Genomic DNA, 19,823 nt, shown 5'->3' on the forward strand with positions numbered 1-19,823 from the left:
CGGGAATCCCGTGATCGCCCTGCGTCGGGGGCGGCTCGCACAGTGGGGGAACGGTGGACGGAGCGGTCATCCCGCGCGCGGTCGTCACCGGCGGCGCGGGGTTCGTGGGATCCACGCTGGTCGGCGAGCTGGTCCGGCGGGGGACGCGGGTGCTGGTGGTGGACGACCTGAGCCGCGGCTCCGTCGCGAACCTGCACCGCACTGGTGGCGGATCGGCCGAACTGCTCCGCCACGACATCCGCGACAGGGGGCCGCTGAAGACGGCGTTCGCCGCTTTCGAGCCGGATGTCGTGTTCCACCTTGCCGCGCAGATCGACGTCCGGTTCTCGATGAGCGAGCCCTTCCAGGACGCGGGCGTGAACGTCCTCGGTTCGATCAACGTGTTCGGCGCGGCGACCGCGACGGGCGTCCGGCGGGTCGTGAACACCTCGACCGGTGGCGCGGTGTACAGCGTCGGCGTGCGGGTCCCGACCCCGGAGACCGCGCCGACCGCGCCCGAGTCCGCCTACGGCACGTCCAAGCTGGCAGCCGAGTCCTACGCCGAATGGTTCCGCCGCGCGGAGGGCCTGGACGTGCTGACCCTGCGGTACGGCAACGTGTACGGCCCGGGGCAGGACCCGCGCGGCGAGGCGGGCGTCGTCGGGATCTTCTGCGCCCGGCTGCTCGCCGGGGAGCGCCCGGTGATCTTCGGGGACGGGGCGCAGACGCGGGACTTCGTGCACGTCCGGGACGCGGCGGCGGCGAACCTCGCCGCGGCGCTCGCGCCCGCGCCGCGACACCGGGTCAACAACATCGGCAGCGGTCGGGAGACCTCGGTGCGCGACCTGGCCGACCGGATCGCCGCCGTGCTGGGATCGGACCTGGCCCCGGAGTTCGTCGCCGGGCGGCCTGGGGAGGTCCGGCGCAGCTGCCTGGACGTGCGCCGGGCCCGCGCCGATCTCGGTCTCGCCGCGCCGCTCCCGCTGGACGAGGGGCTGGCGGACACCCTCGGCTGGATCCGTACCCTGCGATGACCCGCCGTGCCGTCCCGGTCGTCCCCGTCGTCCTCCTCCTGCTCGCGAGCCTGGTGGCGACCGCACTCACCACCCCGCCCGCGAGCGCCGCGAGCCCCCGGGTCGAGATGCGCGTCCTGGTCGTGACCGACGGTCAACCAGAGGTCGAGGCGGTCCGCGACGCCCTGACCGCGGGCGGGGTCCCGATCGACGTCGTCGATCTCGCCGACCCGGTCCGCCCGCATCTGGACGCCGCCGCCCTCACGCTCCCGGACGACGTGCCGCACTCCCGTTACCAGGGCGTCGTGCTGCCGAACGAGTCGCCGGAGGCCCTCACCCCCGCCGAGTTGGCCGCCGTCCACGACCTCGAGCGGGAGTTCGGGCTGCGGCAGATCAACGCCCTGATCACGGCCCTCCCGGCCACCGGGCTCGCCGAGCCCTCCGACACCACCGGCTGGTCCGGGCAGGTGGATGGGATCACCACGCAGCTCACCCCGGCCGCGAAGGCGGACGGGTTCGGCGACATGCGCGGCCCGGTGCCGGTCGACGGGGACACCTGGGCCGAGATCGGTACCCCGCTGCCCGGCTATACACCGCTGCTCACCGCGACCTCGCCGGACGGCGGACGCAGCGGGGCCGTCGCCGGTGTCCTGGCGGTCGACGGGCGGGAGGAGCTCGGCCTGGCCCTCACCTTCGAGGCCGGATCCACCCAGTTCACCGCACTCGCACCCGGGCTGATCGAGTGGCTCACCCGCGGCACCCACCTCGGGGTGCGCCGGGACTGGTTCGCCGTGCACGTCGACGACGTGCTGCTCCCGGACGCCCGCTGGGTCGTCGGCGCGCACTGCGCGTACGGGGCGGACTGCCCTCCGGGGATTGCCGCCGTGCCGACGATCCGGATGACGGCCGCAGACGTCGAGTACGCCGCGGCCTGGTCCGCGCAGCACGGGCTGCGGCTGGACCTGGCGTTCAACGGGGCGGGCTCGGCCGCGGCGGTCCCGAACGGCGAGGATCCGCTGCTCGCCGCGCTCGTCGCGCACAAGACGGCCTTCGGCTTCCTGAACCACACCTGGTCCCACCTCTACCTCGGCTGCGTGCGCGACTACTCGGTGACGCCGTGGCGGTGCGCGACCGTCCCCATCCTCGGCTGGACGCGGTACGTCCCCGGCTCCGAGATCGAGGACCAGATCGCCCGCAACCTCGAGTTCGCGCGGGTCCACGGCCTGCCGCTGGACCCGGAGGAGCTGGTCACCGGCGAGCACAGCGGTCTGCGCGGGGACGAGGAGATGGCCGAGGACAACCCGTGGCTGGCCGGCGCGCTGGACGCCGAAGGCGTCCGCACCATCGCCTCCGACGCCTCCAAGGAACCCGCCCAGCGCCGGATCGGGGCGGCACTCACCGTGCCGAGGCACCCCATCGACCTGGACTACGACACGGCGACCTTCGCCGAAACCGTCGACCAGTACGCGTGGTCCCACACCAGCCGCGCGGACGGCGGGGACGGCACCTGCGAGGCGGACGGCGGCTGCGTCCCGGCACTCGAGCGGAGCGATCCGGCTGCGGCGTTCGCCCAGGTCATCGTGCTCGCGGAGGCGGCGAAGGCGCTCGGACACGTGCTCGGCAACGATCCCCGGCCGCACTACGTCCACCAACCGCAGCTCACCGAGGACCGCACGCTCTACCCGGTGCTGGAGAAGGTGCTCGACGGCCACGGGGCGCTCTACACCGAGGCCCGTCCGGTGCTGGTGCCGACCATGACGCAGAGCCGGGACGAGCTGCGGCGACAGGCGGACTGGGCGGCCGCGGCGCCGACCGTCCGGGCCTGGGTGCAGGACGGGGCGGTCACCGTGGTCGGGGACGGGCTGGTCCCGCTGACCATGCCCGCCGGGTCGTCGTTCGGGGAGGCGTACGGGACCACGCGCTCGGCGTGGGTGCAGGTGTCGGGGGAGCGGCGGGTATGAGGGTCTGTCTGATCACCGAGGGCACCTACCCGGTCCACCCGGGCGGGGTGAGTGACTGGTGCGACCAGCTGGTCCGCGGGCTGCCGGAGGTGGAGTTCTCCGTCGTCGCGCTGACCGGGTCCGGGCGCGAGCCGGCACGGTACGCGAGCCCGTCGAACCTCGTCGCGGTCGAGCGGGTCGGGCTGTGGGCGGACCCGCCGCGGCGGCGCCGCGCCCGACCGGCGGACCACCGGCTCGTCGCGGCCTACGCGCACCTCCTCGAGGCGGTCCTGCGGGACGCGCCGATCACCTGGTTCACCGAGGCCTGCGCGCGCTGCGGGAGCTCGCCCGCACCATCGAGCTGACCCCGGCGCTGCGCAGCCAGGCGGCCGTCGAGCTGGTCGTGGACGTCGCCGCGCGGGTGCCGGGCCTGGACCCGACCCTGGCGGACGCGCTCGCCGTGACGGACCTGGTGGAACACTTCCTGCGCCCGCTGCAGCTGCCCGCGCCGCGCGCCGATCTCGTGCACTGCACGGCGAACGGGCCGGGAACGCTGCTGGGGCTGCTCGCCAAGTGGGAGCACGACACCCCGGTGCTGCTCTCCGAGCACGGGGTCTACCTGCGCGAGCGGCTGCTCGCCTCGCGGCGGGAGGCGCCATCGCGAGTCGCCCGCGCGGCGCTCGCTGGCTTCTACGCCCGGTTGACCGAGCTGGGCTACCGCCGCGCGGACGAGGTGCTGCCGGTCAGCCGGTTCAACGCCCGCTGGGCCCGCCGCGGCGGCGCCGAGGCGGTCCGGGTGCTGCCCAACGGCGTGGACGTCCTCCCCACCCTGGAGACCGAGCCCGAGGTCCCGACCGTCGTGTTCGCCGGTCGGATCGACCCGCTGAAGGACCTGCACACGCTGCTGCGCGCCTTCGTGCTGGTTCGGGAGCGGGTGCCGCGGGCGCGGCTGCGACTGTTCGGTGGGGTGCCGGAGGGCAACGAGGACTACGCGGCCTCCTGCCACGCCCTGGCCGCCGACCTGGGGGTGGCCGCGGCCGTGGACTTCGCGGGCCCGGTCAGCCCGGTGACCAGGGCGTTTGAGGCCGGGCACATCGTGGTGCTGTCGAGCGTCTCCGAGGGCCTCCCGCTGACCATCATCGAGGCGGCGATGTCCGGCCGGGCGACCGTCGCGACCGACGTCGGGGGGACGGCCGAGGCGGTCGGGCCCGGCGGGATCGTCGTCCCGGCGGGGGACGCTGTCGCGTTCGCCGACGCCTGCGTGGCCCTGTTGACCGACCGGGAGCGCCGGGCGGCGCTGGCGGCGAAGGGGCGGGACCACGCGCTCGCGCACTTCACCCGGGCGGACTTCCTGAGTTCGGTTCGCGAGACCTACGCACGCCACACGGCGCTCGAGTCCGCCCTCCCCGACGCGCGGACGGCACCCTCGGGCGAGAGCTCCTTCCCGACGTACCGTCCGGGCGAGGCCGAGGTGGTGGGTGACCGGGGACCGATGGAGCCCGCGCTCCGGACCGTCGCGGATCTCGTCGGGCAGCGGGACCGGGCGTGAGCGCCCTCGATCCCCGGCGGGTCGCGCTGGACCATGCCGCGGCCTCCTCCACCACCCCGCTCGAGGCCGCGGTGGTGCTGGAGAGCGCGGGGATCACGGACGTGGTCGCCGCCGAGCGGTTCGGCACCACGGACGTCTTCGCCCTGGGTGAGCTCGCGCTCGCCGACCCGCACCGCGGGCTCTCGGAACCGGCGGCGCGACCCGGCCCGCGCGCGCCGCACGGTCGCTGGTGGTTCCACACCCGCGGCGTGCTCTACGCGATCCCGGCGCTGGTCGCGCTCGCCTCCCTGCCCGCCGGGGACCCGGTTGCGTCCGGGCTGGTCCTGGCCGGGCTGCTGGCCGCCTGGGCGGCCGGGTACGGGGTGACGAGCATGGCCTGGACGCACCTGAACAACCTCGATCTCCCCGGCGCCAAGCGGTTCCTGCGCCGGGCGCTGCTCGTCGGGATCGTGCTCGCGCTGCTCGCCTCCAGCGGGGCCGTGCTCGCCGCCCTGGTGTTCACCTCGACCATGTCCGTGGACCTCACGACGGTCCTACTCCTCACCGGGCAGGCCGCGTACCTGCTCGCCGCGGTCGTGCTGCTGCTCTGCGGGCGCGAGCCGTGGTTGCTGGTCGCGCTGGTGCCCGCGGTCGTCGGGGCGGTGATCGCGCTCCGGCAGCCCGGCGCGGGGCCGGTGAGTGCCTTCGCCACGGGGGTCCCCGTGCGGGACCTGTCGTGGGCCGCGAGCTCCGTCGTGCTCGCCGTCGGGCTCGCCCTGCTCGCCACCCGGGGTGCCCAGCGCCCGCTCGTCCGCCCCGCCCGCCGGGACCTGGCCGAGGCCGGGGTGCAGGTCGGACAGGGGTTGTTCGTCGCCGTGCTGGTGGTGTTCCCGGCGATCGACCATCTCGTGGACCCCGGCTTCGATCCGCTGCCGCTCTCGGTCACCCTGCTGGCGTTGCCGCTGGTCCTGGGCATGGGGCTGGCCGAGTCCCTGGCGCAGCGGTTCCGCGCGCGGTGTGTGGCGCTGCTCGCCGAGGAACGGTCGACCGCCCGGTTCGCCGTGCGGGCCCTGTGGCTGGCGGTGCGCGCGCACCTCGTGTTCGCCGGGGCCCTGGCGGCCGCCATGGCCGGCGCCGTGCTGCTCGCGGGTTCCGGGGACCCGCGGGCCGTGCTGCTCGGCGCGGACTACCTCGTGCTGGGGACCGCGTTGTTCGCCGCGACCCTGCTCGGTCTGCTGGGCCGCGGGGACCGGGTGCTCCTGGTCCTCGCGGCCGGCGTGACGGCGCTCGCCGCGCTCCTCGCCCACGGCGGACACCCGCACCTGTCGAGCACCACGGCGATCGTCTGGCACCTCGGCGTCGGCACGGCGATGCTGCTCGTCCTGGCCGTGCAGGTGCGCCGGACCGTCGGGATCCCGGTCCGGCACCGATGAGGGTCGGTGTGCCCGCGTACTTCCACCCGGAGCGGGAGGCGGCGGGCTGGGCGCGGCTCGGGCCCGCGGAGGTCGTGGTCGTCAACCCGGCCACCGGGCCAGGGACGGGCGACCCCGCCTACCGCGCGGCGATCCCCGCGCTGAGCGGCCTGGTCGCGGGCTACGTCGACACCGCCTACGCCCGACGCCCGGTGGCCGAGGTGCTCGCCGACGTCGAGGCCCACCGGCGGCTGCACGGCGTCGAGGCGGTCTTCCTCGACCGCGTGACCTCCGGGCGGGAGCACCTGGACCACTACGCGGCCCTCGCCGAGCACCTGCCGCGGCCGCTGCTGCTGAACCCCGGCGTGCGGCCAGACCCGGGCTATCTGGCGCTCGCGGACGTCGTCGTGACGTTCGAGGGCGACTGGGCCGCCCACGAGGCGCTGACCGGCCCGGATCCGGCCGGGGTCACGTGGCACCTGGTGCACGGAGTGCGCACAGAGGCCCAACCCGGGGTCCTGCGGCGCGCAGCCGCGCTCGGCGCGTGTCTCGGCTACGCGACGGAACCGTAGGATGCCGAACCCGTGGGACGGACTCCCCTCGGGGTGGCCCTGGTGAGGGCGTGGCGCGCGGGTGCGGTCGTCATGGCGGTGTGCGTCCTCGCGGCCTGCGCCTCGGCGACCGCGAAGCCGCCGCCGAGCGGGACCTGGCAGTACCAGCTCACCGGCACGATCGACACCTCCGTGCAGGCGGGCACCTTCGACGTCGACCTGTTCGAGACCTCCGCCCAGACGGTCACGGACCTGAAGGACCGGGGCCGCACGGTGATCTGCTACGTCAACGCGGGCGCCGCCGAGGACTGGCGACCGGACCACGGCGCGATCCCACCGGAGCTGATCGGCGCCCCGCTCGACGACTGGCCGGGCGAGCGCTGGCTGGACGTCTCGAGGCCCGAGGAGCTGCGCCCCTTCCTCGCCGCCCGCTTCGACCTGTGCAAGCAGAAGGGGTTCGACGGCGTCGAGCCGGACAACGTCGACGGCTACGCCAACGACTCCGGCTTCCCCCTCAGCGCCTCCGACCAGCTCGCCTTCAACCGGATGCTGGCCGACCTCGCCCACGAGCGCGGGCTGACGGTGGGGCTGAAGAACGACCTCGACCAGGTCCACGACCTCGTGGACGACTTCGACTTCGCGGTCAACGAGCAGTGCGCCCGGTACGACGAGTGCGCGGCCCTCGAACCCTTCGTCGACCAGGGCAAACCCGTGCTGCACGTGGAGTACGAGCTGCCGCTTGCCGCCTTCTGTCCGGCCCCGGCGGGCTTCCTGTCGATCCGCAAGCCGCTGGATCTCACGGCGGAGGTGCAGCCGTGCCCCGTCGCGGCCGTCTGAGGCCCGCCCACCTGCTGCGCACGGTCGACCTCGCCGGGACGGCGCTGTTCGCGCTGCAGGGCGGGCTGACCGCGGCCGCGGCGGGGCTGGACGTCTTCGGCGTCCTCGTGATCGCGTTCGTGACGGCGGTGGGCGGCGGGATCATCCGTGACCTGCTGCTCGGCGACATCCCGCCGGCCGTCTTCCGCGACCTCGCCTACCCGATCACGGCCTTCGCCGGCGGCGCGGTCGTCGTGCTGCTCCACAGCACGGTGAGCGAGGTCCCACGCGAGGTCCTGATCCCGCTCGACGCGGCCGCGCTCGCGTTGTTCGCGGTGGTCGGCGCGGCGAAGGCGATCGACCATCGGATGTCGCCGCTGCTCGCCGCGCTGCTCGGGACCACGTCAGGGGTCGGCGGGGGCGTGATCCGGGACGTCCTGCTGGGCGGCGTGCCGCTGGTCCTGCGCTCGGACGTCTACGCGGTCGCCGCGCTCGCCGGGGCGGGCGTCACCGCGGTGGGGCTGCGCTACGGCGCTCCGCGGGCGGTGGTGCTGGCGCTCGGCGCCGTCGTCACGATCGTGCTCCGGCTGGTCGCGGTGTGGCTGGGCTGGAACCTGCCGCGGGTGGCCGGCTGAACCCTCACACGGGCTCGGATTCGGTCGGTGCGACGGCGATCCGCGTCGCGCCGATCGGGCCCGCCCGCCGGACGGCCTCGGCGGCGTCGACCGCGGCCCGCTCCGCCTCCCGGTGCGCGGCCTCGGTGACGGCGTGGCGCTGCTCCGGGTCGGCGTCGAACCGGCCCGCGATCGCCTCCTGCACCGCGATCTTCGCCCGCACGACCGGCACCCGGAACCGCTTCTCCCGGTGCACCGCGCGCTCCATCTTCTTCGGCCGGACCAGGTACCGCCAGCGCGCCCAGGGCGAGCCGGGCCGCGCGAGCCGGATGGCCGTGACGAGCAGCAGCGGGGTGAGGAACAGGCCGAGCAGCCCGGTCCACAGCTTCCCCTTGGCGAGCGTGATCACCACGAGCAGCAGCTGCAGGGCGAAGAAGACCAGCGTGAGCGCGACCTCGAGGGCGTCGCCCGTGGTCACGCCGATGAAGTCGTCGTTGAAGCCGAGCGGGTGCAGCCCGCACAGGAACAGCCCGGTGACCGTGAAGGCGACGAACACGGCGTCGATCGAGCTTCGGCCCTGCGTGCTCCAGTAGACGTCCGACAGGTGCAGGATCAGCGCGAACTCGTCGAGCACCAGCGCCGAGCCGATGCCGAACAGGCTCGCCAGGATCACGTTCGGCACCATCGCGTCCGCGCTCGCCAGCGCGATCAGGCCGAAGCCCGCGACCAGCATCATCACCATGCCGAACACGACGTGGTGGATGTGCAGCCCGCCCGGCGTGACGTTGCCGGGCCACCACGACACCTGGGCGCGGATCATCCGCACGCTGAACCGGATGAACAGGAAGGCGACGAGGAAGGCGCAGAGGAAGGAGAACAGCGGGAGCCGACCGGTCGCCACGAACGTCTCCGTGAACCACGCCCCCATGTGCAGTGCGTACAGCAGGTCGGGCCCGGAGTCCAGGGAGCACGGTCGTAGGCTGCGTGTTCGTGCCCTTCCAGCCCCCGCCGCCGCACCCGTCGGGCGCCCGGCCGCCGGCGATCCCGCCGGAGCTGGTCCCGAACCACGTCGCCCTCGTCATGGACGGCAACGGCCGCTGGGCCAACGCCCGCGGCCTGCCCCGGATCGAAGGCCACCGCCGCGGTGAGGCCTCACTGATGGACGTCGCGCGGGGCTGCATCGACATCGGCGTGAAGTGGCTGTCCGCCTACGCCTTCTCCACCGAGAACTGGAAGCGCAGCCCCGACGAGGTGCGCTTCCTCATGGGCTTCAACCGGGACGTCATCCGCCGCCGGGTCGACGAGATGCACGCGATGGGCGTGCGCGTCCGCTGGGCCGGGCGGCGGCCGCGGCTGTGGCGGTCGGTGATCAGGGAGCTCGAGGTCGCCGAGGAGAAGACGAAGCACAACGACGTCCTCACCCTCACCATGTGCGTGAACTACGGCGGCCGGGCCGAGATCGCCGACGCCGTGAAGCAGATCGCGCAGCAGGTCGCCGAGGGCCGGATCCGGCCGGACAAGATCGACGAGCGGACCATCGCGAAGTACCTCGACGAGCCGGACATGCCGGACGTGGACCTGTTCGTGCGGTCCTCCGGCGAGCAGCGGACGTCGAACTTCCTGTTGTGGCAGAGCGCGTACGCCGAGATGGTGTTCCTCGACACGCTCTTCCCCGACTTCGACCGCCGGCACATCTGGGAGGCGATCGAGATCTACGCGAGGCGGGACCGCCGGTTCGGCGGCGCGATCGACAGGGCGAGCTCGTGAGCCTGGAGGTCGCGCGGAAGGCGCTGGAGCGCTACCACGACATCGAGGTCGACCCGGACGGCGCGCTCACCTTCGCCCACGGCGGGGTGCTGTGCGTGGTGCAGGGCACGGAGCTGGAGGAAGGGCTGCCCGTCCTCAACCTGACCTGCGTCGTCGCCTGGGACCTGCCGGTGTCCGAGGACCCGGCGACGGACGTCCCCACGCGCGTCGCACTCGGGGTGGGCGAGGGGCTGTTCGGCACGCCACGGGTGGTGCGCGGGGAGAAGGGCTGGGACGTCACGCTCCGCTATGCGTTCCCCGCCGCCGGTCTGGCCGAGGGTCCGATGGGGACGCTGCTGATGCTGGTCGTGAGCAGCGCGTCGAGCATGCGGGCCGAGCTCGTCGGGTAGCCTCCGGCCTTCCTCGCGGGTGGCGATGGTCGCCAAGGCAGCCATCGCCACTCACGGGGTCAGCCGACGGGGGACTCCGAGAGGTGCACGAGCGGCAGCTCGGCGAGCTGGGCCGCGGTCATCTGCCGGGCGGTCTCCAGCACCCGCGCCTGGGCCTCCTGCATGCGGCCGTCGACCAGCCCGGACAGGCCGTAGGCGATGCGGCCGAGCAGCCGGACCGTGGTGTCGTCGACCGGGGGCCGGGGCGCGGAGACGACGGCGACGCCCGTCGGGTGCCCGTCGTTGGCCTGCGCGATGCCGATGGTGAACGACTCGCGCGGGTTGACGTGCCGCGAGGCGTAGTGGTCGCGCAGGGTCGGGAAGGTCTTGTGGAACTTCACCACCTCGTCGTCCAGCTCGAGGGACTCGACGTCCGCGTCGGTGAGGATCTTCGTGCGGCCGGAGAAGCAGCGCACGTACCCGACCAGCGCGCCGGTCCACAGCGCCTCGACCAGCACGGCGTCGGGCCGGGGCACGGCGAGCGCCGCCACCAGGTGCTCGCAGCAGCGCAGCACGTACTGCAGGTCCTCGAACACCGCGGAGAGCTGGGCCAGCTCACCCGACTCCGGCGTGTCGAGCCTGCGCACCGTGCTCGGTGCCGTCGGGTTCGCGGCCTCCTGGGCCCCGCCGTCGGTCATGTCACGCCCTCCCCGCCTCGTCGCGTGTCGCGCACGGTAATGCGGTCCGGACGCCCGGTGGATCTCGATATGAGACGCCGGCCACTCCGCCGGGTGCCCCGATGTGGTCGACAGCACGTCGATGGCACAGCAGAGTGGGCCGACAATGCACGTGCATCACGGCGGCACCGACGCCGCCGCGGAGAGGAGAGCGTTGATGGACATCACGGGAGCCTCGGCGATCGTCACCGGCGGCGCGTCCGGTCTCGGGGAGGCGACCGCGCGGCTGCTGGCCCAGCGCGGGGCCAAGGTCGTCGTGCTGGACCTGCAGGAGGAGCGGGGCGAGAAGCTCGCCGCGGAGATCGGCGGCGTGTTCGCCAAGGCCGACGTCGCCGACGAGGCGCAGGTCAAGGCCGCCGTCGACGCCGCCTCGGAGCTCGGCCCGCTGCGCATCCTGGTCAACAGCGCGGGCCTGGGCCGGGCCGGCCGGATCATCGGCCGCGACCTCGAGCCGATCCCGCTGGAGACCTTCGAGTTCGTGGTCCGGGTGAACCTGACCGGCACCTACAACTGCAGCCGCCTGGCCGCGTCGGCCATGGCGAAGACCGACCCGCTCGAGGACGGCACCTCGCGCGGCTCGATCCTCAACACCGCGTCGGCGGCGGCCTTCGACGGTCAGATCGGCCAGACCCCCTACTCCGCGTCGAAGGGTGGCGTGGTCGGCATGACCCTGCCGATGGCCCGCGACCTGGCCCGGCACGGCATCCGCGTGAACACCATCGCCCCCGGTCTGTTCGACACCCCGATCTACGGCCAGGGCGAGAAGGCCGAGGCGTTCAAGGCCGCCCTCGGGGAGAGCGTGGTCTACCCGAACCGGCTCGGGAAGGCCGAGGAGTACGCCTCCATGGCGGTCGAGGTGCTCACCAACGACTACATGAACGGCGAGACGATCCGGCTCGACGGCGCGATCCGGATGCCCCCGAAGTCCTGACCCCCTCATGGACGAACGGCACTCTCGCTCACACCTAGTGAGCGAGAGTGCCGTTCGTGCACCTCAGGCGCAGGTCCGGCAGACGCCGAAGATCTCCACGGTGTGCGAGATCTCGGTGAAGCCGTGCTCCTGGGCGACACGCTGGGTCCACTCCTCGACGGCCGGGGCGTCGATCTCCTCCGCGGCGCCGCAGCGCCGGCACACCAGGTGGTGGTGGTGCTCGCCGGAGGAGCAGCGGCGGTAGACGGCCTCGCCGCCGGCGTTGCGCAGGACGTCGACCTCGCCGCCGTCGGCCATCGTCTGCAGGGTGCGGTAGACGGTCGTCAGACCGATGCCCTCGCCGGAGCGACGCAGCTCCTCGTGGATCTCCTGGGCGGACCGGAAGTCGGGGAGCCGGTCGAGCAGGGCGGACACGGCGGCACGCTGCCTCGTCGCGCGCAGCACCCGGGTGCCCCCTGTGGTCATGCGTCCTCCTGAACGTGCGCCACCGCGTCGACGACGATGTGCGCGAGATGGTCGTCGACCAGCGAGTACAGCACCTCGCGTCCCTTCCGCTCGCCCTCGACCACTCCGGCGGACTTGAGCACCCGCAGGTGCTGGCTGATCAGCGGCTGGGTGACGCCGAGCGCGTCGACCAGGTCGTGCACGCAGCGCGGGGAGTCGAGCAGCTGCAGCACGATCGCGATCCGGACCGGCGCGGCGAGGGCGCGCAGCAGGTCACCGGCGGCGGTCAGGGTGCGCGGCGGGTGGACGGGCGCGGGCTCGGCGGCCGGGCACAGCGTGCCCTCGTGCTCGTGGGTGATCGACATGACCGTCCCGTCCCCGGGGGCGGCGGCCGCACCCTCGGTCGCGTCGAAGCCTCGCCGGGCCGCATCGGCCATGATAGGCGTTTTCAACAAGGGGCTGGGTAGGGTCCGGCGCGTGCTGCTCGTGTGCCGTTTCGCACCCGCCGATCCCGCGACCTTCGCCGACCGGCTCGCGCACGCCCTGGAGCTGCTCACCGCCCAGCCCGGGTGCCTGGGCGGGGAGGCCGGCCGGGCCGTCGACGACCCGGCGCACTGGGTGCTCACCGTGCGGTTCACCGGGGTCGACGCCTACCGCCGGGCCCTGTCGCCCTTCCCGGTCCGCGAGCACGTCGTCCCCCTGCTGTCCGAGGCGCTGGCCGACTCGCCCGCCACGTACGAGACGTTGCTCGGGGCCGTCGGCGGCGCCGTCGAGCGGCGGGCGTCCCTGCTGACGGGGGACTAGCCGAACCCGTTCGCGACGGTCGATACCCTGGGTGTTCCGCCCCCGCATCCGGCGGGGTCGTTCCAGACCGTTCCCCGGGAGATCCTCCGTGGCCAGCAAGCCCAGTTCCGCCAAGATCGAGACCATCGTCGCGCTCGCCAAGCGCCGCGGATTCGTCTTCGCGTCGGGTGAGATCTACGGCGGTACCCGGTCGGCCTGGGACTACGGGCCCCTCGGCGTGGAGCTCAAGGAGAACATCAAGCGGCAGTGGTGGAAGGCGATGGTCACCGGCCGCGAGGACGTCGTGGGCATCGACTCGTCGGTGATCCTGCCGCGTCAGGTCTGGGTCGCCTCCGGGCACGTCGGCGTGTTCGCCGACCCGCTGGTCGAGTGCCAGCACTGCCACAAGCGCTTCCGCGCCGACCAGCTGGCCGAGGAGTACACCGAGCGCACCGGCAAGGAGGCGTCGGAGGACGACCTGTCGGACGTCCCGTGCCCCCACTGCGGCACCCGCGGCCAGTACACCGAGCCCCGCGACTTCAACATGATGCTGAAGACCTACCTCGGCCCGGTGGAGTCCGACGAGGGCCTGCACTACCTGCGCCCGGAGACCGCGCAGGGCATCTTCGTGAACTTCCTCAACGTGCAGACGACGTCGCGCAAGAAGCCGCCGTTCGGCATCGGTCAGGTCGGCAAGAGCTTCCGCAACGAGATCACGCCGGGCAACTTCATCTTCCGCACGCGCGAGTTCGAGCAGATGGAGATGGAGTACTTCGTCGAGCCGGGCACGGACGAGGAGCTCCACCAGTACTGGATCGACGAGCGCACGAACTGGTACGTCGACCTCGGACTCTCCCGGGAGAACCTGCGGCACTACGAGCACCCCAAGGAGAAGCTCTCGCACTACTCGAAGCGCACGGTCGACATCGAGTACCGCTTCGACTTCGTCGGGCAGGAGTGGGGCGAGCTCGAGGGCATCGCCAACCGCACGGACTTCGACCTCACGACGCACTCGAACCACTCGGGCGTCGACCTCTCCTTCTACGACCAGAACACGAAGGAGCGGTACCGGCCGTACGTCATCGAGCCGGCCGCCGGCGTCGGGCGCTCGATGATGGCCTTCCTCATCGAGGCCTACCACGAGGAGGAGGCACCCAACGCCAAGGGCGGCACGGACACCCGCGTCGTCCTCAAGCTGGACCGGCGCCTCGCCCCGGTGAAGGCCGCGGTGCTGCCCCTGTCCCGCAACGCCGACCTCTCGCCCAAGGCGCGTGACCTCGCCGCGAAGCTCCGCAGGAACTGGAACGTGGAGTTCGACGACGCCGGCGCCATCGGCCGCCGCTACCGCCGCCAGGACGAGATCGGCACCCCGTTCTGCATCACGGTCGACTTCGACACCCTGCAGGACGAGGCCGTCACGATCCGGGAGCGGGACACCATGGCGCAGGAGCGCATCCCGCTGGACCAGGTCGAGGGCTACCTCGCCCAGCGCCTCCTGGGCTGCTGACCCGGCCATGATCACTGCCTGAGACCGGGAACCGATGATTCCGGCGGTTCTCCGGTCGCAGGTAATGATCAGGCGGCCCTCGCCAGGGCGGCACGGATCTGGGCCAGGACCCGCTGCGGGTGCTCGGTCAGATCCGCCCAGGTGAACCGGAGCAGCGTCCAGCCCGCGCCGACCAGCGCGTTGCCCTTACGGCGGTCGTTCACGAACCGCTCGTGATCGGTGTGCCAGGCCCAGCCGTCGAACTCGACGGCGAGCCGGCGATCGACGAACGCGAGGTCGATCGTCCACGGGCCGAAGGGATGGCCGAGCACCCAGCCCGTCACGCCGCCCTCGCGCAGGATCACGAGCAGGACGCGCTCCGCCTCGGAGTTCGCCCGGTCGGCCGCCGCCCGCAAAAGCCGGCCTGCCCGGGCCGAGCCGTGAGCGCCGAGCAGTCGGTTGTAGGCCGAGTGGAGGTCGGCGAAGGAGACGTGCCGCTGCAGGGCACGGTCGAGGAACGCGGCCCCGTCGGGCAGCCGCACCGCGGTCTCGAGGGCGGTCAGTGGGGCAGCGGTGACCCACCATCCGCGGCGCCGGCGACGGTCGGCGGGGGCGAGGTCGCGGCGGCGGAGGCGCACCCCGGGGCGCGGCGAGCGGTGCGAGCGACCCGGGATCGTCGCGTCCACGTCGTCGTCGAGCCGGTCCAGCATCCCGTGCCAGAAGGCGGCTGCCGGGCCTGCGACCGTCGCGTCGTCGCCCAGCCACAGGGCCGCGGCACGGATACGCCCCGGCGTGTCGAGGGCGTGGCCGCGGACCAGGTACACGCGCGGGTGCAGGCGCACCCACCGGTCTGCCGCCACTCTGCGCTCGACGGTGCGGTCCGACAGGCCGCAGGCCCGGGCCTGGTCGAGCGACAGCACGCCGTTCTGCCGACGGAGCAGCGCATCGAGATCCATGCGCGGGAGGATGATCCGGCTTGCGTCGGTCTCGAGCCGGTTCGCCCGGTCCCGTCACTCCCGTGAATGATCATCGCCTGCGACCGGAAACCCGTCAGAATCGTCGGTTCCCTGTCGCGAGCAATGATCTTCGTGTGGTCAGGCGGGGAGGAGGCGGTCCACGACGTCCTGCATCGTGACGATGCCGAGCAGGGTGTCGTCCTCCGTGACCAGCGCGAGCTGGCCCCGCTTCTCCCGCATCGTGGCGAGGGCCTGGTGGACGGGGGTGTCGGCGGGGAAGGTGAGGACGTCCCGCACGAGGTCACGGGCGCGCACCGTCCCCGGCCTGCCCAGGGTGTCCCGGACGTGCACGAAGCCAATCACCCGGCCGCCCTCCCGGACCACGAGCCGCAGGTGCCCGCTCTCGCGCGAGACCTCACGGATCCGCGCGACGGTGTCGTCGCAGCTCACGCCGGCGGGGTCGGGGTGGACCAGCGAGCGCACCGCGGCCCGGTCCAGCTCGAGGGTGGTGACGAGCTGGTCGCGCCGCTCCTCGTCGAGCGCTCCGGCCCGCGCCGAGTGGTCGACGAGCTGACGGAGGTCGTCGGCGTTGCGGCCGGCGGCCATCTCGTCGACCGGCTCGACGCCCACGCGGTGCAGGCACCAGTTGGCCATCCCGTTGAGCGCCACCAGCAGCGGCCGCGTGACGACCATGAACGCCCGCATCGGCAGCGCCAGCAGCGTGGCCGAGCGCTCCGGGTGCGAGATCGCCCAGGACTTCGGCGCCATCTCGCCCACGACGAGGTGCACGAACGTCACGATCACCAGCGAGAGCACGAAGGCCACGACCCCGGCCGTGGCCGCGGGGAGCCCCCACCCGGTCAGCACCGGCTCCAACGCGGCGTCCACCGCCGGCTTCGCGACCGCACCGAGACCCAGGGTGCACAGCGTGATGCCGAGCTGGGAGCCGGCGAGCAGCAGCGAGATGTCCTTGGCGCTGCGGAGCGCGGCCCGCGCCGAGACGCTGTGCCCCGCCTGCTCCTCGAGCCGGTACCGCCGGGCCGCGACCAGCGCGAACTCGACGGCCACGAAGAAGGCCGACAGCGCCACCAGCGCGATCGACACCACGATCGACACGGCGCTCATCGCGTCACCTCCGCGGCCGGCTCCACGATCCGCACCCGGACCTGCTCGGGCACCCGCCGCGCGACCTCGCGGACCTCGATCCGCACCTCCCGGCCGGGCCCGTCCTCCTCGGGGCCCTGGGGCAGCCCCACGACGACGACGTCGCCGGGCTCGGGCAGCCGCTGCAGCTCGGCGATCACCAGGCCGCCGACGGTCTGGTAGTCGCCCTCGGGCAGGTCCGCCCCGACCAGCCGGCCGACCTCGTCGACGTGCATGGTGCCGGGGACGACCCAGCCGTCCGGCGCGCCGACGGGGCGGTCGGCCAGTGCAGGGTCGTGCTCGTCCGTGATCTCGCCGACGAGCTCCTCGGCGATGTCCTCCAGCGTGATCACGCCGGCCAGGCCGCCGTACTCGTCGACGACGGAGGCGAACTCGTCGCCCGCCTCGCGCAGCGCGGCGACGACCGCGGGCAGGGGGAGCGACGCCGGCACGACGACGGCCGGGCGCATGACCTCCGCGACGCGCAGCGCCGAGAGGTCGCGGCCCTCGAGGGCCAGCACGTCCCGCAGGCAGACGACGCCGACGACCTCCTCGCCGGTCTCGTCGAGCACCGGGTAGCGGGAGTGCCCCGCCGCCATGGCCTCGGCGAGCTCGGGCACGAGCAGGTCCGCCTGGACCGAGGTGACCCGCGGCCGCGGGATCATCGCCGCCCGCGCGGGCCGGTCGGTGAAGTCGAGGACGCGGTCGAGCATCGCGGACAGGTCGGGGCGCAGGTCGCCGCTGTCCCGGGACTCGTCGATGATCGCCTCGAGGTCGCGCGGCGTGGCGGCGTGCTCGACGTCGTGCACCGGCTCGATGCGCAGGGCCTTGAGCAGCAGGTTCGAGGCGGCGTCGAAGACCCGCACGATCCAGCCGAACGCGGCCAGGTACACCGTGGTCGGCAGCGCCAGCCGGCGGGCGACGGGCTCGGGCCGGGCGATCGCGAGGTTCTTCGGGAACAGCTCGCCGAAGACCATCTGCACCACGGTGGAGAGCAGCAGGGCGAGCACCGTGCCGAGGGCGACGGCCCAGCCGGCGCCGCCGAGCAGCTCGCCGACACCCTCGCCGATCAGCGGCTCGGCCACGTACCCGACCAGCAGGCCGGTGACGGTGATGCCCAGCTGCGCGCCGGAGAGCATGAAGGAGGTGCGCCGGGTGACGGTGAGGGCGCGTTCGGCGCCCGGGTCGCCGTCGGCCGCGCGGGCCTTGAGCCGCGACCGGTCGACGGCCATGTACGCGAACTCCTGGGCGACGAAGAAGCCGGTCAGGGCCGTGATGCCCACGACGACCAGCACGCCGAGGAGGATGCCGAGGATCGTCACGCGATCGCTCCGGCGGGGGAGGGGAACGTCCGTCCGTGCGGGACGGTGCCGGTACTGCAGGAGGGGTCCATGGCTCCGTGAAGAGTCGGTGGGGAGAAAGTCCGTTTCCCGGACAACGCCGATGATCCCGGCCCGGTTCCCGCAGCGCATCCCCACCCGCCCGATCGGGGCGAGGCCGGGCCTCGGCGGGCGACCGCGGTGGCTACCCTGGCGCCCGTGACCGCTCCCGCGCCGTCGTCGGACCAGTCCACCTCCCCGACCACCGATCCCCGCCGTGAGCTCGGGGCCGCGCTGCGCCGCTGGGCCGCGGGCGGTGCGGGCTCGATCGGCGTCGTGCGGGTCCTGGACCGGCACGGCTTCGGCACGGTCGAGTCGGGGCAGCTGCTGGCCGGCACCCCCAGCGGCGAGACCGCGGGGCTGCTCTACCTCGGCGCGTTCGACGACTCGGCCGTCCCGCTGGTCGGCGCCGCCGCCGCGCTCCCGCAGACCCGCGCCGCGCACGTCGCCGAGTCCGCGGCGCTGCAGGCGGGGCTGGCGTGCGCCGGTGGCGCGACGCTGCTCGGCCACCCGCTGCCCGCGGCCCTGGCCGAGGCCCTCGGCGCCGCGCTGGAGGAGGCCCGCCCGGCCGCGCTGATCTCGACGGTCGACGGCGAGGCGGCGCTCGTGCTCACCGGCCCGGACCTGGAGGACGTGCACGGCACCCTCGAGGACGGCACCCCGGGGCTCGACGCCGGGGCGGTCCAGGCTGCGCGCGAGCTGCTGCGCCGCGGCGCCACCGTGACCGACCGCCGGACCGTCGGCGACACCGAGATCCTGCTCGACCTGTGGGTGCCCGTGCCGTCCGTGCTGGTCGTGGGCGCGGGGGCGATCGGGGAGGCACTGCTGGCGCAGGCCGCGCTGCTCGGTTGGGCCGGCCGCACCGTCACCGACCTCGACGAGGCCCGGGCCGCGGTGCAGGCCTTCACCGAGGCGGACGTCCTCGTGCTGCTCGACCACGCCCCGCGCTTCGACGCGATGCTGATCGACGGTCTGCACCGCGGCCGCGGGTTCCTCGGCGCGCTCGGCTCGCGCCGCACGCAGGCCGCCCGCCGCGAGCGGCTGCTGCGGGCCGGCGTCACCGAGGAGGAGCTCTCCCGCATCCACGGACCGGTGGGGCTGGACCTCGGCGCCCGCACGCCGGCCGAGACGGCCGTCTCGATCGTCGCCGAGGTCATCGGGGCCCGCTCCGGGCGCGCCGCGCGGGCGTTGGGCGCGTCGGAGGGGAAGATCGGGGGGTGAGCGCACCGATCGGGCACCGGCGCCGTGCCGCCCGGGGCTCCCGCGAGCCCGCGACGGTCCGGCTGCGGCAGGTGCACTCCCAGCGCCCCGACCCCGAGGAGCTCCCGACCACGCCCACACCGCGCATCCGCACCGGGATGACCTGGGTCGCCCGGCTCGTCCTCGGCACGCTGCTCACCGCCGCGATCATCCTGGGCGGCACGATGTTCCGGGTCTGGCAGACCGCCCGGGTGGACGGGGACCGGCCGGTCGACGCCGTCGTCGTCCTCGGGGCGGCGCAGTACGACGGCGAGCCCAGCCCCATCCTGGCCGCCCGGCTCCGGCACGCGGTCGCGCTGTACCAGGAGGGGCTCGCGCCGCGGATCGTCACCGTGGGCGGCAACCGGGCGGGCGACGAGTACACCGAGGCCGAGGCCGGCACGCGCTACCTGCAGCGCAACGGCGTCCCGGCGAGCGCGATCACGACGGTCGCCGAGGGCGCGGACACCCTGGGCAGCCTCAAGGCCGTCGCGGCCCGGGCCGGCCGGGACGGCTGGAGCAGCGCCCTGATCGTCAGCGACCCGTGGCACTCGCTGCGCGCCCGCACCATGGCCCGCGACTCCGGGCTGGAGGCGTGGACCTCGCCGACGCGCAGCGGGCCCGTCGTGCAGACGCGGGAGACGCAGGCGCGCTACATCCTCCGCGAGACGGCCGCGCTGCTGTACTACCGGCTGACCCACGCCTCGGCCGAGACCGAGAACACCGGGCTCGGCTGA

22 protein-coding genes are annotated in these 19,823 nt (G+C 73.8%); 15 read left to right on the plus strand and 7 right to left on the minus strand.

Annotated features, from left to right (window positions below; genetic code table 11):
- Positions 1–53 precede the first annotated feature (53 nt).
- The 8 genes from ABD990_RS03230 to ABD990_RS03265 are packed head-to-tail and all read left to right on the plus strand — an operon-like array spanning position 54 to position 7,874.
- On the plus strand, positions 54–1,013 hold the full coding sequence (locus ABD990_RS03230; RefSeq protein WP_345378206.1) for an NAD-dependent epimerase/dehydratase family protein: 960 nt from the start codon (positions 54–56) through the stop codon (positions 1,011–1,013).
- Positions 1,010–2,953: a hypothetical protein gene (locus ABD990_RS03235; RefSeq protein WP_345378207.1), complete on the plus strand. Its 1,944-nt coding sequence runs from the start codon at positions 1,010–1,012 to the stop codon at positions 2,951–2,953. Before ABD990_RS03230 ends, ABD990_RS03235 begins: the two co-directional genes overlap by 4 nt.
- Positions 2,950–3,297, plus strand: coding sequence for a DUF3492 domain-containing protein (locus ABD990_RS03240; RefSeq protein WP_345378210.1), 348 nt, complete (start codon positions 2,950–2,952; stop codon positions 3,295–3,297). Before ABD990_RS03235 ends, ABD990_RS03240 begins: the two co-directional genes overlap by 4 nt.
- Positions 3,294–4,481 carry a GT4 family glycosyltransferase PelF gene (gene pelF / locus ABD990_RS03245; protein ID WP_345378568.1) on the plus strand — a complete coding sequence of 396 codons (1,188 nt, stop codon included), beginning with the start codon at positions 3,294–3,296 and terminating at the stop codon, positions 4,479–4,481. Before ABD990_RS03240 ends, pelF begins: the two co-directional genes overlap by 4 nt.
- The gene (locus tag ABD990_RS03250; RefSeq protein ID WP_345378212.1) at positions 4,478–5,893 is read left to right on the plus strand and encodes a hypothetical protein; all 1,416 of its coding nucleotides are present in this window, start codon (positions 4,478–4,480) and stop codon (positions 5,891–5,893) included. The genes pelF and ABD990_RS03250 overlap by 4 nt, the downstream gene beginning before the upstream one ends.
- A gap of 8 nt (positions 5,894–5,901) precedes the next feature.
- Complete coding sequence (locus tag ABD990_RS03255) at positions 5,902–6,444, plus strand: spherulation-specific family 4 protein (RefSeq protein WP_345378214.1); 543 nt, start codon at positions 5,902–5,904, stop codon at positions 6,442–6,444.
- A 12-nt stretch (positions 6,445–6,456) separates the two neighbouring features.
- Entirely contained in the window at positions 6,457–7,260 is an 804-nt protein-coding gene (locus ABD990_RS03260) for an endo alpha-1,4 polygalactosaminidase (RefSeq protein ID WP_345378215.1), read from the plus strand.
- Positions 7,239–7,874, plus strand: a complete 636-nt coding sequence (locus ABD990_RS03265) for a trimeric intracellular cation channel family protein (RefSeq protein ID WP_345378216.1) — start codon at positions 7,239–7,241, stop codon at positions 7,872–7,874. Before ABD990_RS03260 ends, ABD990_RS03265 begins: the two co-directional genes overlap by 22 nt.
- 4 nt (positions 7,875–7,878) lie before the next feature.
- Here the strand turns inward: ABD990_RS03265 and ABD990_RS03270 are convergent, their stop codons facing one another.
- Positions 7,879–8,781 (minus strand): hypothetical protein, encoded by a 903-nt coding sequence (locus tag ABD990_RS03270; protein ID WP_345378217.1) that lies wholly within the window; start codon positions 8,779–8,781, stop codon positions 7,879–7,881.
- A gap of 62 nt (positions 8,782–8,843) precedes the next feature.
- Between ABD990_RS03270 and ABD990_RS03275 the strand changes: the two genes are divergently transcribed.
- Complete coding sequence (locus ABD990_RS03275; protein ID WP_345378219.1) at positions 8,844–9,620, plus strand: isoprenyl transferase; 777 nt, start codon at positions 8,844–8,846, stop codon at positions 9,618–9,620.
- On the plus strand, positions 9,617–10,009 hold the full coding sequence (locus ABD990_RS03280; protein WP_345378220.1) for a hypothetical protein: 393 nt from the start codon (positions 9,617–9,619) through the stop codon (positions 10,007–10,009). The genes ABD990_RS03275 and ABD990_RS03280 overlap by 4 nt, the downstream gene beginning before the upstream one ends.
- A gap of 59 nt (positions 10,010–10,068) precedes the next feature.
- Here the strand turns inward: ABD990_RS03280 and ABD990_RS03285 are convergent, their stop codons facing one another.
- The gene (locus tag ABD990_RS03285; RefSeq protein WP_345378221.1) at positions 10,069–10,686 is read right to left on the minus strand and encodes a hypothetical protein; all 618 of its coding nucleotides are present in this window, start codon (positions 10,684–10,686) and stop codon (positions 10,069–10,071) included.
- 196 nt (positions 10,687–10,882) lie between these two features.
- Between ABD990_RS03285 and ABD990_RS03290 the strand changes: the two genes are divergently transcribed.
- On the plus strand, positions 10,883–11,656 hold the full coding sequence (locus tag ABD990_RS03290; protein WP_345378223.1) for an SDR family NAD(P)-dependent oxidoreductase: 774 nt from the start codon (positions 10,883–10,885) through the stop codon (positions 11,654–11,656).
- 63 nt (positions 11,657–11,719) lie between these two features.
- Here the strand turns inward: ABD990_RS03290 and ABD990_RS03295 are convergent, their stop codons facing one another.
- Positions 11,720–12,121 (minus strand): Fur family transcriptional regulator, encoded by a 402-nt coding sequence (locus tag ABD990_RS03295; RefSeq protein WP_345378224.1) that lies wholly within the window; start codon positions 12,119–12,121, stop codon positions 11,720–11,722.
- Positions 12,118–12,465, minus strand: coding sequence for an ArsR/SmtB family transcription factor (locus tag ABD990_RS03300; protein WP_345378569.1), 348 nt, complete (start codon positions 12,463–12,465; stop codon positions 12,118–12,120). The genes ABD990_RS03295 and ABD990_RS03300 overlap by 4 nt, the downstream gene beginning before the upstream one ends.
- A 112-nt stretch (positions 12,466–12,577) precedes the next feature.
- Here ABD990_RS03300 and ABD990_RS03305 point away from each other — a divergent pair, with 112 nt between their 5' ends.
- Positions 12,578–12,904, plus strand: coding sequence for an antibiotic biosynthesis monooxygenase family protein (locus ABD990_RS03305; protein ID WP_345378226.1), 327 nt, complete (start codon positions 12,578–12,580; stop codon positions 12,902–12,904).
- A gap of 88 nt (positions 12,905–12,992) precedes the next feature.
- Entirely contained in the window at positions 12,993–14,390 is a 1,398-nt protein-coding gene (locus ABD990_RS03310; RefSeq protein ID WP_345378227.1) for a glycine--tRNA ligase, read from the plus strand.
- A 68-nt stretch (positions 14,391–14,458) separates the two neighbouring features.
- On the opposite strand, the gene ABD990_RS03315 is transcribed toward ABD990_RS03310, so the two are convergent.
- From ABD990_RS03315 to ABD990_RS03325, 3 genes are all read right to left on the minus strand, one after another.
- The gene (locus ABD990_RS03315) at positions 14,459–15,325 is read right to left on the minus strand and encodes a DUF559 domain-containing protein (RefSeq protein WP_345378228.1); all 867 of its coding nucleotides are present in this window, start codon (positions 15,323–15,325) and stop codon (positions 14,459–14,461) included.
- Positions 15,326–15,463: 138 nt separating this feature from the next.
- On the minus strand, positions 15,464–16,450 hold the full coding sequence (locus tag ABD990_RS03320) for a hemolysin family protein (protein ID WP_345378229.1): 987 nt from the start codon (positions 16,448–16,450) through the stop codon (positions 15,464–15,466).
- A complete protein-coding gene (locus ABD990_RS03325; RefSeq protein ID WP_345378230.1) occupies positions 16,447–17,790 on the minus strand; it encodes a hemolysin family protein in 1,344 nt (447 codons plus the stop codon). Before ABD990_RS03325 ends, ABD990_RS03320 begins: the two co-directional genes overlap by 4 nt.
- A 216-nt stretch (positions 17,791–18,006) precedes the next feature.
- Here ABD990_RS03325 and ABD990_RS03330 point away from each other — a divergent pair, with 216 nt between their 5' ends.
- Both ABD990_RS03330 and ABD990_RS03335 read left to right on the plus strand, forming a co-directional pair.
- Positions 18,007–19,068: an XdhC family protein gene (locus ABD990_RS03330; protein WP_345378231.1), complete on the plus strand. Its 1,062-nt coding sequence runs from the start codon at positions 18,007–18,009 to the stop codon at positions 19,066–19,068.
- Positions 19,069–19,205: 137 nt separating this feature from the next.
- Positions 19,206–19,823, plus strand: coding sequence for a YdcF family protein (locus ABD990_RS03335; protein ID WP_345378570.1), 618 nt, complete (start codon positions 19,206–19,208; stop codon positions 19,821–19,823).

Origin of the sequence: Pseudonocardia yuanmonensis (genome assembly GCF_039542425.1) — a bacterium.
Lineage (GTDB): Bacteria > Actinomycetota > Actinomycetes > Mycobacteriales > Pseudonocardiaceae > Pseudonocardia > Pseudonocardia yuanmonensis.

Excerpts from the sequence above, each read along its gene's own strand:
- ABD990_RS03235 (WP_345378207.1), top strand. The coding sequence starts at position 1,010 with ATGACCCGCCGTGCCGTCCCGGTCGTCCCCGTCGTCCTCCTCCTGCTC.
- ABD990_RS03240 (WP_345378210.1), top strand. The coding sequence starts at position 2,950 with ATGAGGGTCTGTCTGATCACCGAGGGCACCTACCCGGTCCACCCGGGC.
- ABD990_RS03270 (WP_345378217.1), bottom strand. The coding sequence starts at position 8,781 with ATGGGGGCGTGGTTCACGGAGACGTTCGTGGCGACCGGTCGGCTCCCG.
- ABD990_RS03285 (WP_345378221.1), bottom strand. The coding sequence starts at position 10,686 with ATGACCGACGGCGGGGCCCAGGAGGCCGCGAACCCGACGGCACCGAGC.
- ABD990_RS03290 (WP_345378223.1), top strand. The coding sequence starts at position 10,883 with ATGGACATCACGGGAGCCTCGGCGATCGTCACCGGCGGCGCGTCCGGT.
- ABD990_RS03295 (WP_345378224.1), bottom strand. The coding sequence starts at position 12,121 with ATGACCACAGGGGGCACCCGGGTGCTGCGCGCGACGAGGCAGCGTGCC.
- ABD990_RS03300 (WP_345378569.1), bottom strand. The coding sequence starts at position 12,465 with ATGTCGATCACCCACGAGCACGAGGGCACGCTGTGCCCGGCCGCCGAG.
- ABD990_RS03315 (WP_345378228.1), bottom strand. The coding sequence starts at position 15,325 with ATGGATCTCGATGCGCTGCTCCGTCGGCAGAACGGCGTGCTGTCGCTC.
- ABD990_RS03320 (WP_345378229.1), bottom strand. The coding sequence starts at position 16,450 with ATGAGCGCCGTGTCGATCGTGGTGTCGATCGCGCTGGTGGCGCTGTCG.
- ABD990_RS03335 (WP_345378570.1), top strand. The coding sequence starts at position 19,206 with ATGACCTGGGTCGCCCGGCTCGTCCTCGGCACGCTGCTCACCGCCGCG.